The organism is Enterobacter sp. 50588862, assembly GCF_001462935.1.
Taxonomy (GTDB): domain Bacteria; phylum Pseudomonadota; class Gammaproteobacteria; order Enterobacterales; family Enterobacteriaceae; genus Enterobacter; species Enterobacter bugandensis.
The window spans coordinates 965,821-983,231 of the sequence record NZ_LNHM01000007.1; the positions used below are offsets into that span (position 1 = coordinate 965,821).

General features: G+C 53.8%; 13 protein-coding genes. 7 read left to right on the forward strand and 6 right to left on the reverse strand.

The genetic code is table 11. The features are described from left to right. Window positions 1-21: 21 nt before the first annotated feature. The 3 genes from APT89_RS04985 to APT89_RS04995 all read left to right on the forward strand — a co-directional run bounded on the left by APT89_RS04985 (window position 22) and on the right by APT89_RS04995 (window position 4,649). Entirely contained in the window at window positions 22-906 is an 885-nt protein-coding gene (locus APT89_RS04985) for an SDR family oxidoreductase (protein WP_028013098.1), read from the forward strand. A gap of 182 nt (window positions 907-1,088) precedes the next feature. After that, the gene (locus APT89_RS04990) at window positions 1,089-2,012 is read left to right on the forward strand and encodes a LysR substrate-binding domain-containing protein (protein WP_041910066.1); all 924 of its coding nucleotides are present in this window, start codon (window positions 1,089-1,091) and stop codon (window positions 2,010-2,012) included. A gap of 255 nt (window positions 2,013-2,267) precedes the next feature. Further along, a complete protein-coding gene (locus tag APT89_RS04995) occupies window positions 2,268-4,649 on the forward strand; it encodes a glucose/quinate/shikimate family membrane-bound PQQ-dependent dehydrogenase (protein ID WP_060571858.1) in 2,382 nt (793 codons plus the stop codon). A gap of 76 nt (window positions 4,650-4,725) precedes the next feature. Here APT89_RS04995 and APT89_RS05000 read toward each other — a convergent pair whose 3' ends face one another. The 3 genes from APT89_RS05000 to APT89_RS05010 all read right to left on the reverse strand — a co-directional run bounded on the left by APT89_RS05000 (window position 4,726) and on the right by APT89_RS05010 (window position 8,006). Then, window positions 4,726-6,420, reverse strand: coding sequence for a methyl-accepting chemotaxis protein (locus APT89_RS05000; protein ID WP_048958161.1), 1,695 nt, complete (start codon window positions 6,418-6,420; stop codon window positions 4,726-4,728). Window positions 6,421-6,580: 160 nt separating this feature from the next. Continuing rightward, window positions 6,581-7,699, reverse strand: coding sequence for an S-(hydroxymethyl)glutathione dehydrogenase/class III alcohol dehydrogenase (locus tag APT89_RS05005; RefSeq protein ID WP_041910069.1), 1,119 nt, complete (start codon window positions 7,697-7,699; stop codon window positions 6,581-6,583). 31 nt (window positions 7,700-7,730) lie between these two features. Then, on the reverse strand, window positions 7,731-8,006 hold the full coding sequence (locus APT89_RS05010; protein ID WP_060571859.1) for a metal/formaldehyde-sensitive transcriptional repressor: 276 nt from the start codon (window positions 8,004-8,006) through the stop codon (window positions 7,731-7,733). A 204-nt stretch (window positions 8,007-8,210) separates the two neighbouring features. Between APT89_RS05010 and APT89_RS05015 the strand changes: the two genes are divergently transcribed. The 3 genes from APT89_RS05015 (at window position 8,211) to APT89_RS05025 (ending at window position 11,315) form a co-directional block, all read left to right on the forward strand. Then, window positions 8,211-10,001 (forward strand): LTA synthase family protein, encoded by a 1,791-nt coding sequence (locus APT89_RS05015; protein WP_060571860.1) that lies wholly within the window; start codon window positions 8,211-8,213, stop codon window positions 9,999-10,001. A 253-nt stretch (window positions 10,002-10,254) separates the two neighbouring features. Continuing rightward, window positions 10,255-10,923: an epoxyqueuosine reductase QueH gene (locus APT89_RS05020; RefSeq protein ID WP_028013090.1), complete on the forward strand. Its 669-nt coding sequence runs from the start codon at window positions 10,255-10,257 to the stop codon at window positions 10,921-10,923. Between the two features lie 119 nt (window positions 10,924-11,042). Then, the gene (locus APT89_RS05025; protein ID WP_028013089.1) at window positions 11,043-11,315 is read left to right on the forward strand and encodes a DUF883 family protein; all 273 of its coding nucleotides are present in this window, start codon (window positions 11,043-11,045) and stop codon (window positions 11,313-11,315) included. Window positions 11,316-11,340: 25 nt separating this feature from the next. Here APT89_RS05025 and APT89_RS05030 read toward each other — a convergent pair whose 3' ends face one another. After that, window positions 11,341-12,804 (reverse strand): EAL domain-containing protein, encoded by a 1,464-nt coding sequence (locus tag APT89_RS05030; RefSeq protein WP_060571861.1) that lies wholly within the window; start codon window positions 12,802-12,804, stop codon window positions 11,341-11,343. Window positions 12,805-13,084: 280 nt separating this feature from the next. Between APT89_RS05030 and APT89_RS05035 the strand changes: the two genes are divergently transcribed. After that, window positions 13,085-13,969 carry a hypothetical protein gene (locus APT89_RS05035; protein ID WP_028013087.1) on the forward strand — a complete coding sequence of 295 codons (885 nt, stop codon included), beginning with the start codon at window positions 13,085-13,087 and terminating at the stop codon, window positions 13,967-13,969. 34 nt (window positions 13,970-14,003) lie between these two features. Here the strand turns inward: APT89_RS05035 and APT89_RS05040 are convergent, their stop codons facing one another. Next, window positions 14,004-15,179, reverse strand: a complete 1,176-nt coding sequence (locus APT89_RS05040) for an HlyD family type I secretion periplasmic adaptor subunit (RefSeq protein ID WP_028013086.1) — start codon at window positions 15,177-15,179, stop codon at window positions 14,004-14,006. Then, on the reverse strand, window positions 15,176-17,353 hold the full coding sequence (locus APT89_RS05045; RefSeq protein WP_041910074.1) for a type I secretion system permease/ATPase: 2,178 nt from the start codon (window positions 17,351-17,353) through the stop codon (window positions 15,176-15,178). The genes APT89_RS05040 and APT89_RS05045 overlap by 4 nt, the downstream gene beginning before the upstream one ends. Window positions 17,354-17,411: the final 58 nt, after the last annotated feature.

The window sequence follows — 17,411 nt, forward strand, 5'->3', positions numbered from 1 at the left end:
CCTTGGCTTAAGGAGTCAGCTATGAGTGATACTACACAACGTACGAACGCTTACCCGAAACCTCCGTTCCCGGAACAGCCGCAAACGCCGCCGGGACTGGCGTCTGAAATGCAGCCTGTACCCGACCACGGTGAAACAAGCTATAAAGGGCATGGCCGCCTTGCCGGCAAAAAAGCGCTGATCACCGGTGGTGACTCCGGGATTGGACGCGCAGTGGCTATCGCCTACGCCCGCGAAGGGGCAGACGTCGCCATCAACTATCTGCCTGAAGAAGAGAAAGATGCCGCCGAGGTCATCGACCTGATCAAAGCGGAAGGCCGCAAGGCCATCGCGCTGCCAGGAGACGTCCGGGACGAAACCTTTTGCCAGAATCTGGTCGAAGAAGCCGTTTCGAAGCTGGGCGGGCTGGATATTCTGGTCAACAACGCAGGCCGTCAGCAATTCCGGGAATCCCTTGAAGAGCTTACCACCGAAGATTTTGACGCGACGTTTAAAACCAACGTTTACGCCCCCTTCTGGATCACCAAGGCCGCCCTGCGCCATCTGAAAGCGTCGTCCGTGATCATTAACACTTCCTCCGTTCAGGCGGTGAAGCCCAGCCCCGTACTGCTGGACTATGCCCAGACGAAGGCCTGTCTGGCGGTGTTTACTAAATCCTTAGCCAAACAGCTGGGTCCGAAAGGCATTCGCGTCAACGCGGTCGCCCCCGGCCCGTACTGGACGGTACTCCAGTCCAGCGGCGGCCAGCCGATGGAGAAAGTGAAGGAGTTCGGGGGTGATACCCCGCTGGGTCGTCCGGGACAGCCCGTCGAGATTGCCCCGCTGTACGTCACGCTGGCCTCGGATGAGTGTTCCTTTACCTCCGGTCAGGTATGGTGCTCTGACGGCGGCGACGGCGTGATCTAAACCGCTTTGCAGCATATCCCTCCGCAGTGAGCAATAAATGAACAAGGACGTTCATCACCCACCTCGCCTGAAAAACATGTTGTAACTCAAACAGATCAAATGTTAAAAATATTTTGCTATCAAGTTATCAAAATTAAACAACTTAACTTGTCACCCGCATCGCTCTGTTTTTAACATCGCCTATGGAAAAAAATGGTCTGTTCAGTCAGCGCATACGCTTGCGCCATTTGCATACATTTGTGGCCGTCGCTCAACAGGGAACGCTGGGGCGCGCGGCTGAAACTCTTAACCTGAGCCAGCCCGCGCTCTCAAAAACCCTTAACGAGCTGGAACAGCTGACCGGCGCCCGTCTATTTGACCGCGGTCGGCTGGGGGCACAGCTGACTCTGGTGGGCGAACAGTTCCTGACGCACGCCGTGAAAGTTCTTGATGCGCTCAACACCGCAGGCCAGTCCCTGCACCGAAAAGAAGAGCACACCAGCGAGGTGGTGCGCGTCGGCGCCCTGCCAACCGCGGCGCTGGGGATCCTGCCGCCCGTTATTGGTCAGTTCCACAAGCAGCAGCGAAATACCACTATTCAGGTTGCCACCATGAATAACACCATGCTGCTCGCGGGGCTGAAATCGGGTGAGCTTGATCTCGGTATTGGTCGAATGTCCGACCCCGAGCTGATGGGCGGTCTCAATTATGAACTGCTGTTCCTGGAATCCCTGAAGCTGGTGGTTCGACCCGATCATCCCCTGCTGCAGGACACGGTGACGTTAAGCCGGGTGATGGAGTGGCCGGTGGTGGTTTGCCCGAAAGGGACCGTCCCGCGCCAGGCCGCCGAAACCTTGCTGCAGATGCAGGGGTGTACGCTCCCCTCAGGGTGCATCGAAACGCTTTCGGCTTCTCTTTCGCGCCAGCTTACCCTGGATTATGACTACGTCTGGTTCGTCCCCTCCGGTGCGGTAAAAGATGATTTGCGTCAGGGCACGCTGACCGCCCTGCCGATCGCCTCCCCGGGTGCGGGTGAACCCATCGGTATTTTGACCCGGGTGGATACTCCCCTTTCCACGGGCGCACAAACGCTGCTGAGCGCTATCCGTAAATCAATGCCTGTCTGATTCCCTTCACCCCTCACCCAGTTCCCTCTCCCACAGGGAGAGGGAACTGGGCTGTGCGTTAATCAAATAATGCGGAATGATTCATTAACAATTGCGTAAAACAAATTAACAGTTTTATCATAACGGCGGATTCACCATTTGGTTCGCGAATCGTTATATAAACAAGAATTCACTCGTTTTAATCACTACTCTCCCCGCATTTATTATCCAGATGGTACACACCCAGCAATGCGGAGAGATTCAAAGGAGACAGAAATGGCATTTGGCAGCGCGCCGCGCGGGATACCTCGTATTTTGCAGTGGCTCCTTGCCGGACTGATGTTGCTCATCGGTCTGGCGGTCGGCGGGTTGGGCTTCAAGCTCGCCGCCGTAGGCGGAAGTTTTTACTTCGTGATAATGGGCGTGGTGATGGTCATTGCCGCGCTCCTGATTTTCCTCAATCGCAGCAGCGGGATCGTGCTTTACGGCATCGCGTTTATTGCCTCGCTGTTCTGGGCGGTAAGCGATGCGGGCTGGGATTTCTGGCCGCTCTTCTCGCGCCTGTTCACCTTTTCCGTACTGGCCTTCCTCTGCGCCATCGTCTGGCCTTTCCTGCGCGCGGCCAACCGCGACGCAGCGAATAAAGCCCCGGCTTATAGCGTTGCGGCGGTTCTCGCACTGGCGATGCTGGTCAGCCTCGGCTGGATGTTTAAGCCGCAATCCCTCGTGGCGGCGAACGAGCCCGTTCCGGTGAAACCCGTTGCTCCCGGCGAACAGCAGAAAAACTGGGAACACTGGGGCAACACCACCCACGGCGACCGCTTCGCCGCGCTGGACCAGATTAACAAGCAAAACATCAGTGATCTGAAAGTCGCCTGGGTGGCGCACACCGGGGATATTCCGCAGAGCAACGGCTCCGGTGCGGAAGATCAGAACACGCCGCTGCAGATTGGCGACACGCTCTATGTCTGTACCCCGTACAGTAAAGTGCTGGCGCTGGACGTGGATTCAGGTAAAGAAAAATGGCGTTATGATTCGAAAGCCACCGCCCCGAACTGGCAGCGTTGTCGTGGCCTGGGCTACTTTGAAGATCATGCAAACGTGACAGCGTCACAGACCGGGACATCGCCAGCGGCATGCCCTCGCCGCCTGTTCCTGCCGACCACCGACGCCCGTCTGATTGCCATCAACGCGGATACCGGCAAGGTTTGCGATGACTTTGGCGACCATGGCACCGTTGACCTGAGCATCGGCATGGGTGAGATCAAGCCGGGCTATTATCAGCAGACCTCCACGCCGCTGGTGGCCGGAAACGTTGTTGTCGTCGGCGGTCGCGTCGCGGATAACTTCTCCACCGGCGAACCGCCGGGCGTGGTGCGCGCCTACGACGTTCACACCGGTAAACTGGCCTGGGCGTGGGATCCGGGTAATCCGAACCTGACCGGCCTGCCGCCGGAAGGTCAAACCTACACGCGCGGCACGCCGAACGTCTGGTCTGCGATGTCTTACGACGCTAAGCTGAACCTGATCTACCTGCCAACCGGCAACGCCACCCCGGACTTCTGGGCGGGCGAGCGCACCCCACTGGACGATAAATACAGCTCCTCCATCGTCGCCGTCGACGCCGCCACCGGACAGGTACGCTGGCATTTCCAGACCACCCACCACGACCTGTGGGACTTCGACCTGCCTTCCCAGCCGCTGCTGTACGACCTGCCGGACGGCAAAGGCGGCACCACGCCTGTACTGGTGCAGACCAGCAAGCAGGGCATGATTTTTATGCTCAACCGCGAAACCGGCAAGCCGGTGGCGAAGGTGGAGGAACGTCCAGTTCCGGCGGGTAACGTTGAAGGTGAACGCTACTCTCCGACCCAGCCGTACTCCGTGGGCATGCCGATGATTGGCAACCAGACGTTGACCGAGTCCGACATGTGGGGGGCGACGCCTGTCGACCTGCTTCTGTGCCGCATTCAGTTTAAAGAGATGCGTCATCAGGGCGTCTTCACCCCGCCGGGTCTCGACCGTTCCCTGCAGTTCCCCGGCTCGCTCGGCGGGATGAACTGGGGCAGCGTCTCCATTGACCCGAACAACAGCCTGATGTTCGTCAACGATATGCGTCTGGGGCTGGCAAACTACATGGTGCCGCGCGCGAACGTGGCGAAAAACGCCAGCGGCATTGAGATGGGGATTGTCCCGATGGACGGCACGCCGTTCGGCGCAATGCGCGAACGCTTCCTGTCGCCGCTGGGCATTCCGTGCCAGAAGCCGCCGTTCGGAACCATGTCGGCTGTTGACCTGAAAACCGGCAAGCTGGTGTGGCAGGTACCGGTTGGTACCGTAGAAGATACCGGCCCGCTGGGCATTCGCATGCACATGCCAATCCCAATCGGGATGCCAACGCTGGGCGCGTCGCTGTCAACCCAGTCCGGCCTGCTGTTCTTCGCCGGCACCCAGGATTTCTACCTGCGCGCGTTTGATACCGCCACCGGGAAAGAGATCTGGAAGGACCGCCTGCCGGTCGGCAGCCAGTCCGGCCCGATGACCTACGTCTCGCCGAAAACCGGTAAGCAGTACATCGTCATTAACGCCGGTGGCGCTCGCCAGTCGCCGGATCGCGGTGATTACGTTATCGCGTACGCGTTACCCGATAAGCAGTAACAGATGAAAAAAGGGACCGAAAGGTCCCTTTTTTGTCGGCCGGGTAAGCGAAGCGCCACCCGACACGGCCGGCGACTCAGAACGTTTCCCAGTTATCACCGTTATGCGCTACCGCCGGACGTAATGCAGCAGGTTTTACTGCCGCAGAGTTCTGCTGTTGAGTACGCCCCTGAACCTTGCCGCTCAGACGAAACGCCCCGACCGCCTCGGTCAGACGCGCGCCCTGTTCTTCCAGCGACGCCGCCGCCGCGGAGGCCTCTTCCACCAGCGAGGCGTTCTGCTGGGTCACTTTATCCATCTCCGAAATAGCCTGACTGACCTGCACGATACCGCGGCTCTGCTCGTCAGACGCGGCGGCAATCTCCAGCATGATGTCGGTGACGCGCTTCACCGCCTCGACGATCTCATTCATGGTATTGCCTGCGGCAACGACCTCACCGGAACCCTGATCTATCAGCGAGACCGATTCGTTGATCAGGCTTTCGATCTCTTTTGCGGCGTTGGCGCTGCGGCTTGCCAGGGTACGGACTTCGCTGGCCACCACGGCGAACCCGCGTCCCTGCTCGCCCGCCCGCGCCGCTTCTACCGCCGCGTTAAGCGCCAGGATGTTGGTCTGGAAGGCGATGCTGTTGATCACCGCGGTAATCTCAGAGATTTTCTTCGAACTGCTTGAGATATTGCCCATAGTTTTGACCACACCGGAGACCATCTGGCCGCCGCGGCTGGCTTTCCCGGAGGCATCTTCCGCCAGCTTGCTGGCATGATGGGCGTTATCGGCGTTCTGCTTCACCGTCGCGGTCAGCTGCTCCATGCTGGCGGCAGTCTGCTCAATCGCCGCGGCCTGCTGCTCGGTGCGTGATGAGAGATCGGTGTTACCGGCAGAGATCTCGCTGGTACCCCGGTAGATCTCCTCCGCTCCCTGACGGACGGTGCCGACCGTTGTTTCAAGGGAGTGCTGCATGGTTTGCAGATCGCGCGTCAGGCGGCCAATTTCGCTGCGTCCGGCCACGTCGTCCGGCATCGTCAGGTCGCCTTTGGCGATATTCTCGATACGTTTCGCTGCACGCTGCAGCGGATTAATGACCGTGCGGCGCAGCACAACGAAGGTCATCGCGGTCAGCACCAGCGCCAGCGCAAACGCGCCCACCATAAACATCAGACCCAGCTGCGTGCGGCTGTGCGCCTGCGCCGTCAGCGCATTGGCGCGGTCGGTGCGGATCTTAATCGCCTTCAGCAGAACGGCGTTGTAAGCGTCGTCCAGCGGGCGCGCGGTCTCATTTTCGTGGTTGATGATCGCCTCGAACATGCCGTTTTTGGCAAATTTGACCATCGGCTGGAGGCCCGCAATATAGGCGTCGTAGCGTGCCTTCAGGTCTGCATCCAGCGCTTCGTCCGCAGCGCTACGGACGGAACGATGCATATAGGCGGTAAAGCTATCCTGGGATTGCTTAATGCGCGTTTCCGCCTCGCGGATGTTCTGCTTCATGGCCTCCATCTCCGCGATACGGCTTGCCGCGCCGGCGTGGATCATATTGATACGCGCGGTGCGCAGATGGTTTGAGCTGTTCGACAGCCCCATACGCACCTGAATTTCGGACGTAACGTCCTGCTGATCGTTGTCGGCCTGTAGCAGGAAATACCCCGCCAGACCCGAACTCAAGGCAAACAGCAGAATAATGCCACCGAGAATGGAGGAAAACAGCGGAACCAGCCTGATGTGATGCAGGAAGCTCAGCTTGCGCTGCGCCTGCATCGAAGAAGTGTTGTCCATGACCGTCGACTCTCTTATAGGTAAGATGCGCAAAAACACGCCTGTTAGATAGTCATCGGCACGGCAGAGATTTAGATTACGGCTAAAAACGCCGCACTGGTCACACTTTAGAGAAGATTATTAAAGAACTGCCAGCGGCTAAAAACCGCTGGCAGAAGAGTTACTTGTCGCCGAAATGAATGACGGTGCGGATGGATTTTCCTTCGTGCATCAGATCGAACGCCTCGTTGATCTGCTCCAGCGGCAAACGGTGGGTGATGAACGGGTCGAGCTGTATTTTACCGACCATCGCGTCTTCCACCATGCCGGGAAGCTGGGTACGCCCCTTCACGCCGCCAAACGCGGAGCCGCGCCAGACGCGTCCGGTCACCAGCTGGAATGGACGGGTTTTGATCTCCTGGCCTGCCCCGGCCACGCCGATGATGATGCTCTCACCCCAGCCCTTGTGGCAGCATTCCAGCGCAGAACGCATTACGTTGACGTTGCCGATACACTCGAAGCTGAAGTCCACGCCGCCGTCGGTCATCTCAACGATGACATCCTGAATCGGTTTCTCGTGATCCTTCGGGTTCACGAAATCGGTCGCGCCCATTTCCCCCGCCAGCTTGAATTTTTCCGGGTTGGTATCGACCGCGATGATACGCCCGGCCTTCGCCTGCACCGCGCCCTGAATCACTGCCAGACCAATGCCGCCGAGACCAAACACCGCCACGGTGTCGCCCTCTTTGACTTTTGCCGTGTTATGCACCGCGCCAATGCCGGTGGTTACGCCGCAGCCCAGCAGGCAGACTTTATCCAGCGGCGCCTGCGGATTGACCTTCGCCAGCGAGATCTCCGCGCAAACGGTGTATTCGCTGAAGGTGCTGGTGCCCATGTAGTGATAAATTGGCTCACCGTTGTAGGAGAAACGGGTGGTGCCGTCCGGCATCAGCCCTTTCCCCTGAGTAGCGCGCACGGCCTGGCAGAGGTTAGTTTTGCCGGATTTACAGAACTTACACTCGCCGCATTCCGCCGTGTACAGCGGGATAACGTGATCGCCTGGCTTCAGGCTGGTCACGCCCTCGCCCACTTCCACCACAATCCCGCCGCCTTCATGACCCAGCACCGCCGGGAAGACGCCTTCCGGATCGTCACCGGAGAGGGTAAATGCATCGGTATGGCACACGCCGGTATGGGTGATTTTGATCAGCACTTCGCCTTTTTTCGGCGGTGCGACGTCGATGTCGACGATTTTCAGCGGCTGGCCGGGGCCAAATGCAACAGCTGCGCGAGATTTCATCATGTCTTCCCTTTTTGTCAGGTGTGTGGATTTATTTTAGATAAGAGCGCAGCAAATGGCCGACTTCCGCCATGCGTACGGCTCGCTGATCCGGCGTTGTGTCTCCCGTCACCAGCTCGTCTTTGAGATGTATTTCAACCATTTCGCCCATCAGGCCATTGGAAGCGCCGCGCACGGCGGCAATTTGCTGCAGGATGGCCAGACAGGGGTCGCCCGACTCCAACGCGCGTTCAAGGGCATCAACCTGACCCCGAATGCGGCGGACGCGGGTAAGAATACGTTTTTTATCTTCGGGTGAGTGCGGCATATGCCCTCCTGATACTGTAGGGGGGTATAGTAACTTTTTTATTCTTAATCTGTAAACATTATGTTTACAAGGGTGATAAACATGTTCAACAGGCTGTGTTGGACATAAAGCGACGTTAACTCCCCATACGGTCCCCCCCGCCAGGTAATGACACATCCAAGAATTGCATGATATAATCAGAATTATTCATTTTAAGGCCCCAGCATGAACGTGCTCTTTAAAACTACGTCTCTCATCTCAAATAACTATCGCAAAAAATTCACGTCATCATTACTCGATTTCTTTTTCATTATTGTTTTTTTCACATTAGCTATCGCTGAAATTAAAAACCCCGCACCATTACCAAATTATTTATATTCTTTATTACATTATCTATGGCTTGCCAGTCCACTGCCTTTAGCCTATATCTTTCTCCGATTGGTAAAACTTCCATCATTCGTTTCAGCCTATGTTGTTTTTTTACTCTTAAAACTGCTTGAATACATCAGTGGCATCAAGCTATCACTCACGGGTGAAGTGTTGTCCTGGAATGATTTGTTTTCTCAATCCAACATAACCATTGCAAAACATTACCTGACAGCCTGGCCAGTACTCTTGCTTTTCCTCGCAATTTCATTGTGTGTTATTTTATGTTTTATCAGTAGGACATTTTACACAACAAAGAAAAACACCATTGTACTTGCCATCAGTTTTATCACCATATTACCATTTTCCTTTTATACTCACTTCAGTTCTCTCTTTGGCGAAGACAGCATTTTCTCCCGTAAAATGATATTATTAGCTAAGGAAATGAATGTCACTTATAAATCCTGGAATTGGCCTGAAAACCTGCAGGATAATGGAATGGCAATGCATGTCGTGATGACCAGTTCTCGAAAATCTGCACCTTTAGCCAGTAAAAACAATAAAGATACGTACAATCTTGAAAAGCGCGCAGGGAGTAAGGAATTACCAAAACATAAAACAGTTATTTACGTCCTGTGCGAATCATGCTGGTATGACAATGCCAACTTCAAAGAAATTATCACCCCAATATTAAATGAAGGTTTTGTTACGTTTCGAGCAACTTCACCCGTTTATGGCGGAGGTACTGCGAATGTTGAATTTGAAATGCTCACCGGCTTCGCCAGTAATTCAAGGGTATTATCTGGCATAATTTATCAAGAATATGCGACACAGTTCAAATCGCATACCGATTCCATTGCCAGCGCTCTGGGCGATAAAGGCTTTATCACCTATGCCGCACACAATTATTTGAAAGAGTTTTGGCACAGGGATACTGTTTATAAAAAATTTGGCTTTGAACGCTTCGATGGCCTTTATGAAATGTCGACTATAAGCCTGCCTGACCAAATTGTGGCAGGTAGAAAAAAATGGCAATGGCAACCCGATGATTACCTGCTTTACAAGTCAGCCATTGAACATTTAAAAAAAGCTGACGGAAAGAACATTTTCATGAATTTAATTACCATGTCAACACATGGCCCGTACCCTCATGAGAACGACTCAGGCGAGTACATCTATACCTTCGAATTGAAACAAGCAGTTGACCGCTTTGTTGACTTCTACAAGGAAGTAAAAGAAATAGATCCGAATGCCGTTGTTGTTGTTTATGGCGATCATAAGCCTGCACTGAATAAATTTTTCATGAACAAGAATGTTCTGCCATCCAATCTTTTCAGCAAAACAGGTGAAAATGACAATGATTTTGTATTTAAATGGGATATCAAACCGACAGATTACGGCGATGTCCCGGTGTTTGTCGCTGCGGGCAATGATAAAAACTTAGAAAAACTTGCTCAGGAAGCGAATAATCAACCCTATTTTTGCGTTTCATCTCTTATTGATAAATATTTAATTAATTCCGGACTAACAAGCTTCAGATATAACGTTAAAAATCGATGTTTTGACACAAGTCATTCGTATGAAGAAAAAATCAATGCGATGCCATCATGGGTATATTCGATGGCACTATTCGAAGGCGATGAAAAATGATGTTTAAAGTGGCAATGAATATACCGGCATACTGATATTAAACAGGTTTTACAGTCTTAGCTTCTCAGCAACGTCCCGGTGGAATTCACTCAGTTCCATCGGGCTATTACTGCACAGCAACTTACTGATTAACGGCGCCACTCAGTACGAAGTCAAGCCCGCGCGCTAACCCCCGTTCCCGCCAGTACCGTCTGAAGACATTAATAACTTGTGCTACAATTCCATAAATTTCATTAACATATTGTAGAACAACATGAGTACAACCCCCTTCATCCGCCCGCAGCTCACCCTGCCAAACGGCGCCGATAAACTTCTGCTGCACTCCTGCTGCGCCCCCTGCTCCGGTGAAGTCATGGAAGCTATTCAGGCCTCGGGCATTGACTACACCATTTTCTTCTATAACCCCAACATCCATCCGCAAAAGGAATACCTCATCCGTAAGGAAGAAAACATTCGTTTTGCAGAAAAACACGGCGTGCCGTTTGTTGATGCCGATTACGATACCGATAACTGGTTCGAGCGTGCCAAAGGCATGGAGTGGGAGCCCGAGCGCGGCGTCCGCTGCACCATGTGCTTCGATATGCGCTTCGAGCGTACGGCGCTCTACGCGGCGGAAAATGGTTTCAGCGTTATCAGCAGCTCACTGGGGATCTCTCGCTGGAAGAATATGCAGCAGATCAATGACTGCGGCCAGCGTGCGGCAGCGCGCTATCCGGGAATGGTCTACTGGGACTACAACTGGCGCAAACAGGGCGGCTCATCACGAATGATTGAGATCAGCAAGCGTGAACAGTTTTACCAGCAGGAATATTGCGGCTGCGTGTATTCCCTTCGGGACAGCAACCTGCACCGCAAGTCGCAGGGCCGCCCGCTTATCCGCATTGGCAAGCTGTATTACGGCCAGGATGAGAACGAAAAATAACGCCCTCTTCTGGTGTAGATATATCCGAAAACCGGCCAATTCCCTCCGAAATTTAGCGTTCCGCCTCTCATCTTTTCAAAGAGAGGCTATCCTTTAACTATCAACAAAAGGAGGCAAAAATGTCTGATTTCGGTACTGATAAAAACACCCAGTTTGCTGAAGACAAAGCAAAAAATAAATTTGATGAACTTTCAGGTTCAGCCCAGCAGCAGTTCGGTGAATTCGTTGATTCACCGAAGCATCAGGTAAAAGGCGCTGCGAAAAAATATGCCGCACAGGCCAGCGATGCTGTCTCTGACGTGACTGAAGCGGTCAGAAATAACCCGCTCACCGGTCTTATCGCCGCGGGTGCGGTCGGTATTGTGCTTGGCCTGTTGCTGGGACGCAAATAAACAAGGCCCTTCGGGGCTTTATTTTTTAGCTGAACAATCTCACCATGCGGTCTAATTCCTCCTCTTTCACGGCGCGCGAGAGATAATATCCCTGAAAGTTTTTCACACCCAGCTCGACTAATTTTTCAAACTTCTCCTCACTGTCAACGCCCTCTGCAATACAAGCTGTTCCGGTCATGTCGCTGTAAATCTGTATCGCTTTAATCAGATTATAATCGTTGTCGTTCGCCACAAAATGATCGACGATGTCCCGATCCAGTTTCAGCCCATCAAAATGCACCTGCCTCACGGGGAACATGGCATGATGGCTTGAGAAGCAATCGTCAAGAAACAGTCTGCACCCCGTATTACGCAGGTGCCGCATGGTTTCTGGGATGCTTTTATCTTTCGTTACATCAATATCTTCCGCGAATTCAAAGACCAGCTTTTCTGCCCACTGGGGGTTAAGCAGCATGCCGATGGCTTTCCTGGCCATCTCTGGCAGCGCGTTCCCGGACGCCAGGCGAGGCGGAATATTAACGGAAAAATAGAATTTACCGTTATATTTATTAATCCCGGACACGGCGGCGTGGATCACCATAGCCGTAATCTTTAGCCATACTTCATAATTAGCGATATCATTCAGAAAACGGGCTGGCTTGACTATTTTACCGTTCTTATTCCAGCGAATAAGTATCTCAAACCCCACCCCTTTCTTGTCACGATCGGTAATGATCTGGTAGGCGGGAAATATCTCCCTTTTCACCAGCGCATTAAAAACTTCCGCTTCTTTATCCGTGAAGTCCACTCTTTGATTTTGGCTTTTAATCCGCCTTTCCACTTTTACATTGCGCGGTTCATTCAACCATCGCTTGATACAATGTAATTTCTGCAGACCTTCTTTACGATGGGTGTAAACCGTTTTATTAGAAAGCCTCAGTTTGTCGCACTGGTCTTTTATAGACATGCCGCGATAGAAGTTCAATAAAACATCAACCTCTCTTCTTGTCAGCCATTTGAGCTTTTCTGACGAAGAACAGTCCAGATAGTAATCGCGTAATAAGCGCGAGCGGTCTTTAAAGCCATTATTGTGGGTGTGGAAACAGGTTATTACATCAGATACGCTGGCTATGCGAATCAATGATAATTGATGACTGTTATTTAGAAGACTACCCAGGGTTCGATACAGCCAGCTGTCCGGTATATCACCATACAGGGTAACACGACGAATAACAGGAAGTGCATTGAGTACGGATGCCAGTCGCGTCAGGCTCTCCAGGAGAGCTACCGTACCTTTTCCCAGGAACACTACGATGTGAGCGTTTTGATGAATAAGGATATTTTCCTTGTCAGGATCAGATAATTCATCTCCATCAAAGTGAATATGCGCAGTCTCTATGCCGTACTTTTTGAGCAGCAGGTGATATCCCTGAAACGTAAAGCCGCAGGTTGAAATGACAAATCTTTGCTCGTTGCACGCAACATTCCTGAGAGAAATTTGGTGGGTCATAACCTGCTCCTGGGCACGAAAGCGCCATTATTATTATGAGTATGTAAACCAACAGCGGTGTGTATAATAATTTTACAATACACCATCAGGTTAAGATACTGTTATCAACGCCATGCACTGTAACATCTTTGCGTTAATCACCCTTTTCCACGCATAAATATAACTCTATATTTCTTTTAAAATACCGACCGCAAGCCACTTATTCTCAGGTATAATGAAAATTCCGAAAAAGAAGGCTGGATACTTCATCTATCGGCTCATCAAATACGAGAAAAATGCTATGGATAATCACATCTCATCCAGGGCCTTGCTACATCGAAGGGATGTTATAAAAAGCAACCCGCGGTTTAGTGAGGCAATATTAGAGCACTACACAATCAATGACGCCATCTACAAAAAACAACCCTTGTTCTACAAGACAATGCTTCAGGAATCACGGTTTAACATTATTCTTTCCATGTGTTGTTTTATATTTGGCAATCAGGCCGAATCCGTCTCAGAGATAAAAGAGTTATGTTCCCGCTATAAAATAGCCAGCCCCAACAGCGTTATTGCGATCATTACGTTACTCAGAACCACGGGACGCATCAGGACCTGGCGCTGTACGGAAGACCGGCGAAAAACGAGAATTGCCCCAACCGAAAAAGGATTGAATGAACTCAAACGCTATATGTCCGGTGCATTTTTACCCGTCAGCATTCTTTACCCGACGTTTAATATTGATGTAAATCTGCTGGATAATGACACATTGAGAAATAATTTCTTCCGCCGCGCGGCAGAATATCTTTTCCGGGGATTAACGTTCAGGAAAGTTTTACCGGAAGTGGGATTATTTATTGATAAGGATGGAGGCCGCATGATTATGCTGTATCTTTACCTGCAGGCCATAAAAAACAAATCCGCCCACGGCGCGGTTATTCAATATTCCGCCAGTACGCTCGCTAAAGAATTCTTTGTCTCCCGGATCCACGTCAACCGGATTATCAAATCGGCGCATGAGGCAGGTTATCTTAAAGATCGCGGTGACGGTCGCCTGTCGGTGTATCCGGCGTTTTTCGAACTGGTCGAAAACTATGCCGGATTATATTTCGCCTATGTTACTCATTACATTAACGTGGTGCCGAAGGAGCGACGCCACCCAAACAACGTAACGTCAACGGTATAATACAAATGGCGTTCGGTATCCCGAACGCCAATCTTTATCTCTCGCGCAGCGCCTCTTTTGCCTTGTTCAGCGGTTTCAACAGATAATCCAGGATGGTTTTGCTGCCGGTTTTAATATCTACCGTTGCAATCATCCCTGGAAAGACCGGAAAGTCTTTGCCCTGCTTATTGGTAAGGTGGTTACTGTCGGTGCGGATATAGACGCGGTAGTAGTAGACATCTCTTTTCACCTCGTCCTGCAGGGTGTCCGGCGAAATCATGGTCACCTCGCCCTCCAGCCCGCCATAGATGGAGTAGTCATAGGCCGTAATTTTCACCAGCGCTTTCTGGCCGGGGTGGATAAACGCGACATCGCGCGGCGAGATTTTCGCCTCAACCACCATCTGGTCGTCCAGCGGGACCAGACTCATCAGCTTGCCGTTCGGGGGAATAACGCCGCCCACGGTCGTCACGTCAATATCCTTCACAATCCCACGCACCGGCGCGTTGAAGGTCAGCCGGGTCAGGGAGTCCTCACGCCCTTTCATCACCGAACGCTGGGCTTCAATCTCCGCGTTGGCTTTCGCCAGCTCTTCACGGGCGCGGACGTAATACTGATTTTTCATCTCGGTGATTTTATTCTCAAGCTCATTTTTTTGACGCTCAAGACGTAACACCTCAACCTTGCTGGCCGCCCCCTGGGTCACCAGCGGACGGGTCAACGACAGCTCGCGCTGCACCAGCTCGGCGCCCTGACGTAAGCCGGCCAGCCCTTTTTCAAGGCTCTCGCGACGGGACTGATAGAGCGCCGTTTCCTGTTTGACCAGCTCAACGTCATCGTCCAGTTCCTCGGGAAACGCGAGTTCCGTGTCGTTAACTTCGGCCTTCAGTCGCGCAGCCGTTGCCAGCGCCGCGTTCAGACGAGACTCGCTCTCCAGCACGCTGGACTCGGTTTTAGTCCGGTCAAGCTGTGCCAGCTGCTGACCACGCTCAACGATATCGCCTTCGCGCACCAGCAGGCTGTGGATAATCCCCCCTTCCAGGGACTGAATCACCTGCTCATGGGAAGACGGGATCACCTTGCCGCTGCCGGTCGTGACTTCGTCCAGCTGGAACAGGCTCGCCCAGGCGATAAACACCGCCAGCAGGGCGAACAGCGACCATGCCACCAGCGAGGATCGCGGCAGGCGCGGCTCTTTCAGACGGCTGTTATAACGGGAGAAATCGTTCATGCCGCACCCTCCTCTGCAACAGCCGCCGGCTTCATGGTCACGGTGCGCTGTGCCGCCTTTTGCGGCGCCAGCCCGTGCTGATGCAGGATCGCGTCGCGCGGGCCGTCCATCACCACCTTGCCGTTTTCTAGCACAATAATGCGGTCGACCAAATCCAGAATCGGCAGGCGATGGGTTGCCACCACCAGCGTCCGGCGCTTGCCCAGCCATTTGTGAAGATGCTGAATAAACTGCTTCTCGCTCATCTCGTCCAGCCAGGCGGTAGGTTCATCCAGCAGCAGAATGTTCGGCGAGGTGATCAGCGCGCGGGCCAGCAGCAGCGCCTGACGCTGTCCGCCTGAAAGCCCAGCTCCCCCTTCGTTGATGATATAGTTCAGCCCCATTTTCTGTTTGCGCACAAACTCCAGCGCGCCGCTGTTGACCAGCGCCTGATGGATTTCCTCGTCTGTCGCCAGCGGATTGCCCATCAGGATATTGTCACGCAAGGAGCCGAAGAACAGCCGCGCCTGCTGGCTGAGCAGTTGCATGTCGCGGCGCACGTCAGCCGGGTCAAGGTGATTGAGAGCAATATCGTCCAGCAGAATGCTCCCCTGCTGCGGCTCCTGCATGCCCGCCAGAAGCTGCAGCAGCGTGCTTTTACCGGAGCCGTTACGCCCGAGCACCGCCACGCGCTCACCGGCGCGAATGTGCAGTTTGCCGATGTTCAGCACGGTGAGTTTCTCTTCTTCGTCATAGTAGAAGCCGACGTCTTCCAGCCGGTAATCCCCGCGCAGGTGGGCTTTATGCACCTTCTTCCCGTGCTGCGGATCGTCAATCGGGCGCTGCATCAGGTCGTCCAGCCCCTTGCGGGCCACTTTTGCCGACTGCCAGCGCGAGAGCACGCCAGAGATCTGCGACAGCGGCGCTATGGTCCGCGACGCCAGAATCGAGGTTCCCACCAGCGCACCGGTGGTCATGTCGCCGCTGATGACCAGGTAACAGCCCACCAGCAGGACTACCGCATAGACGATGGACTGCACCTCCTGGGTCCAGGTCAACAGCAGCCCCGTCAGCCAGCGCTGCTTCATGCCGACGCTGGCGGCCACGTCGTTGGTGTTGTTCCACTGGTTCTGGAAACGCTGCTCGGCGCGCATCAGCTTGATGTCTTCAATACCCTGCACCGCCTCCACCAGCGTCGCGTTACGAATGGCGGATTCGCGCATCCCTTCGCTGGAGAGTTTCCCCAGCGGGCGCTGCACCAGCAGGCCCGGAATGAGCAGCAGCGGCACGGCGAGCAGGACCACCAGCACCAGTGGGCCGCCAATCATCCACAGAATAAAGACGAACAGCAGGAAGAACGGCAGATCGGAGATCGCCGCAATGGTGGTCGAGGTGATGAGCTCACGCACCGACTCCAGCTCGCGGATCTGGGCGATAAACGATCCGGTTGATTTGGAGCGCGCCCCGTTTTTAATCCGCAGCGCGTGGGCAAAGACGCGTTCTGAAATGCGCAGGTCGGCGCGTTTCCCCACCACGTCCGAAATATGCACGCGCAGCATGCGCATGATGAATTCAAACACGATGGCGAGCATGACGCCGCCAAACAGCACCCACAGAGTGGCCTCCGACTGCGACGGCACCACCCTGTCATACACCTGCATGGAAAAGACCATGCCGGAGAGTGCCAGCACGTTAGCGACCAGCGCCACCAGCATGATGTCGCTGTAGCGGCGCCAGTCCTTCAGCGCCAGCTGCCAGAACCAGTTTTTCTCATACGGTTTGATGTAGTCGTCCACGCGGGCATCAGGCGTAGACTCTAGCGGGCGCAGCACCAGCAGCGTTTTCAACCGTGAGCCGAGCGCGTCCCGCGTTAGCGTCGTCTCCAGCCCGCCGTCGCCGCTGAACTGCAGGCTGACGTTGCCTTCGTTGTCCATGCGGTTAATGACCGCGATTTGACCGCCAGTGAATTCCGCCAGCAGCGGCAGGCGCCACGGATCGAGAGATGTTGCATCCGTCGCCACGCGCATTCCCAGCCCTAGCTGGCGCGCCATCTCCTCCAGCACCAGCTGGCGCGGAGACTGACTTTCATGGTTAATCGTGACCCGAACGTGCTCCACCGAAAAGTCCAGCCGGTAGTGCTTCGCGATGATGAGCATGCCCTGCAGCCAGGGTTCGTACTGTGGATGTGTCTTCATAATCTCCGGGTTAACGCCATTCGTGTAAAGAAACGCCAAAAGGCCGCGAGGATTGCTC

What these genes read in the sequence shown, in the direction of transcription:
- APT89_RS04985 (WP_028013098.1), top strand. Translation starts at nt 22, where the DNA reads ATGAGTGATACTACACAACGTACGAACGCTTACCCGAAACCTCCGTTC.
- APT89_RS04990 (WP_041910066.1), top strand. Translation starts at nt 1,089, where the DNA reads ATGGAAAAAAATGGTCTGTTCAGTCAGCGCATACGCTTGCGCCATTTG.
- APT89_RS04995 (WP_060571858.1), top strand. Translation starts at nt 2,268, where the DNA reads ATGGCATTTGGCAGCGCGCCGCGCGGGATACCTCGTATTTTGCAGTGG.
- APT89_RS05000 (WP_048958161.1), bottom strand. Translation starts at nt 6,420, where the DNA reads ATGGACAACACTTCTTCGATGCAGGCGCAGCGCAAGCTGAGCTTCCTG.
- APT89_RS05005 (WP_041910069.1), bottom strand. Translation starts at nt 7,699, where the DNA reads ATGAAATCTCGCGCAGCTGTTGCATTTGGCCCCGGCCAGCCGCTGAAA.
- APT89_RS05010 (WP_060571859.1), bottom strand. Translation starts at nt 8,006, where the DNA reads ATGCCGCACTCACCCGAAGATAAAAAACGTATTCTTACCCGCGTCCGC.
- APT89_RS05015 (WP_060571860.1), top strand. Translation starts at nt 8,211, where the DNA reads ATGAACGTGCTCTTTAAAACTACGTCTCTCATCTCAAATAACTATCGC.
- APT89_RS05020 (WP_028013090.1), top strand. Translation starts at nt 10,255, where the DNA reads ATGAGTACAACCCCCTTCATCCGCCCGCAGCTCACCCTGCCAAACGGC.
- APT89_RS05025 (WP_028013089.1), top strand. Translation starts at nt 11,043, where the DNA reads ATGTCTGATTTCGGTACTGATAAAAACACCCAGTTTGCTGAAGACAAA.
- APT89_RS05030 (WP_060571861.1), bottom strand. Translation starts at nt 12,804, where the DNA reads ATGACCCACCAAATTTCTCTCAGGAATGTTGCGTGCAACGAGCAAAGA.
- APT89_RS05035 (WP_028013087.1), top strand. Translation starts at nt 13,085, where the DNA reads ATGGATAATCACATCTCATCCAGGGCCTTGCTACATCGAAGGGATGTT.
- APT89_RS05040 (WP_028013086.1), bottom strand. Translation starts at nt 15,179, where the DNA reads ATGAACGATTTCTCCCGTTATAACAGCCGTCTGAAAGAGCCGCGCCTG.
- APT89_RS05045 (WP_041910074.1), bottom strand. Translation starts at nt 17,353, where the DNA reads ATGAAGACACATCCACAGTACGAACCCTGGCTGCAGGGCATGCTCATC.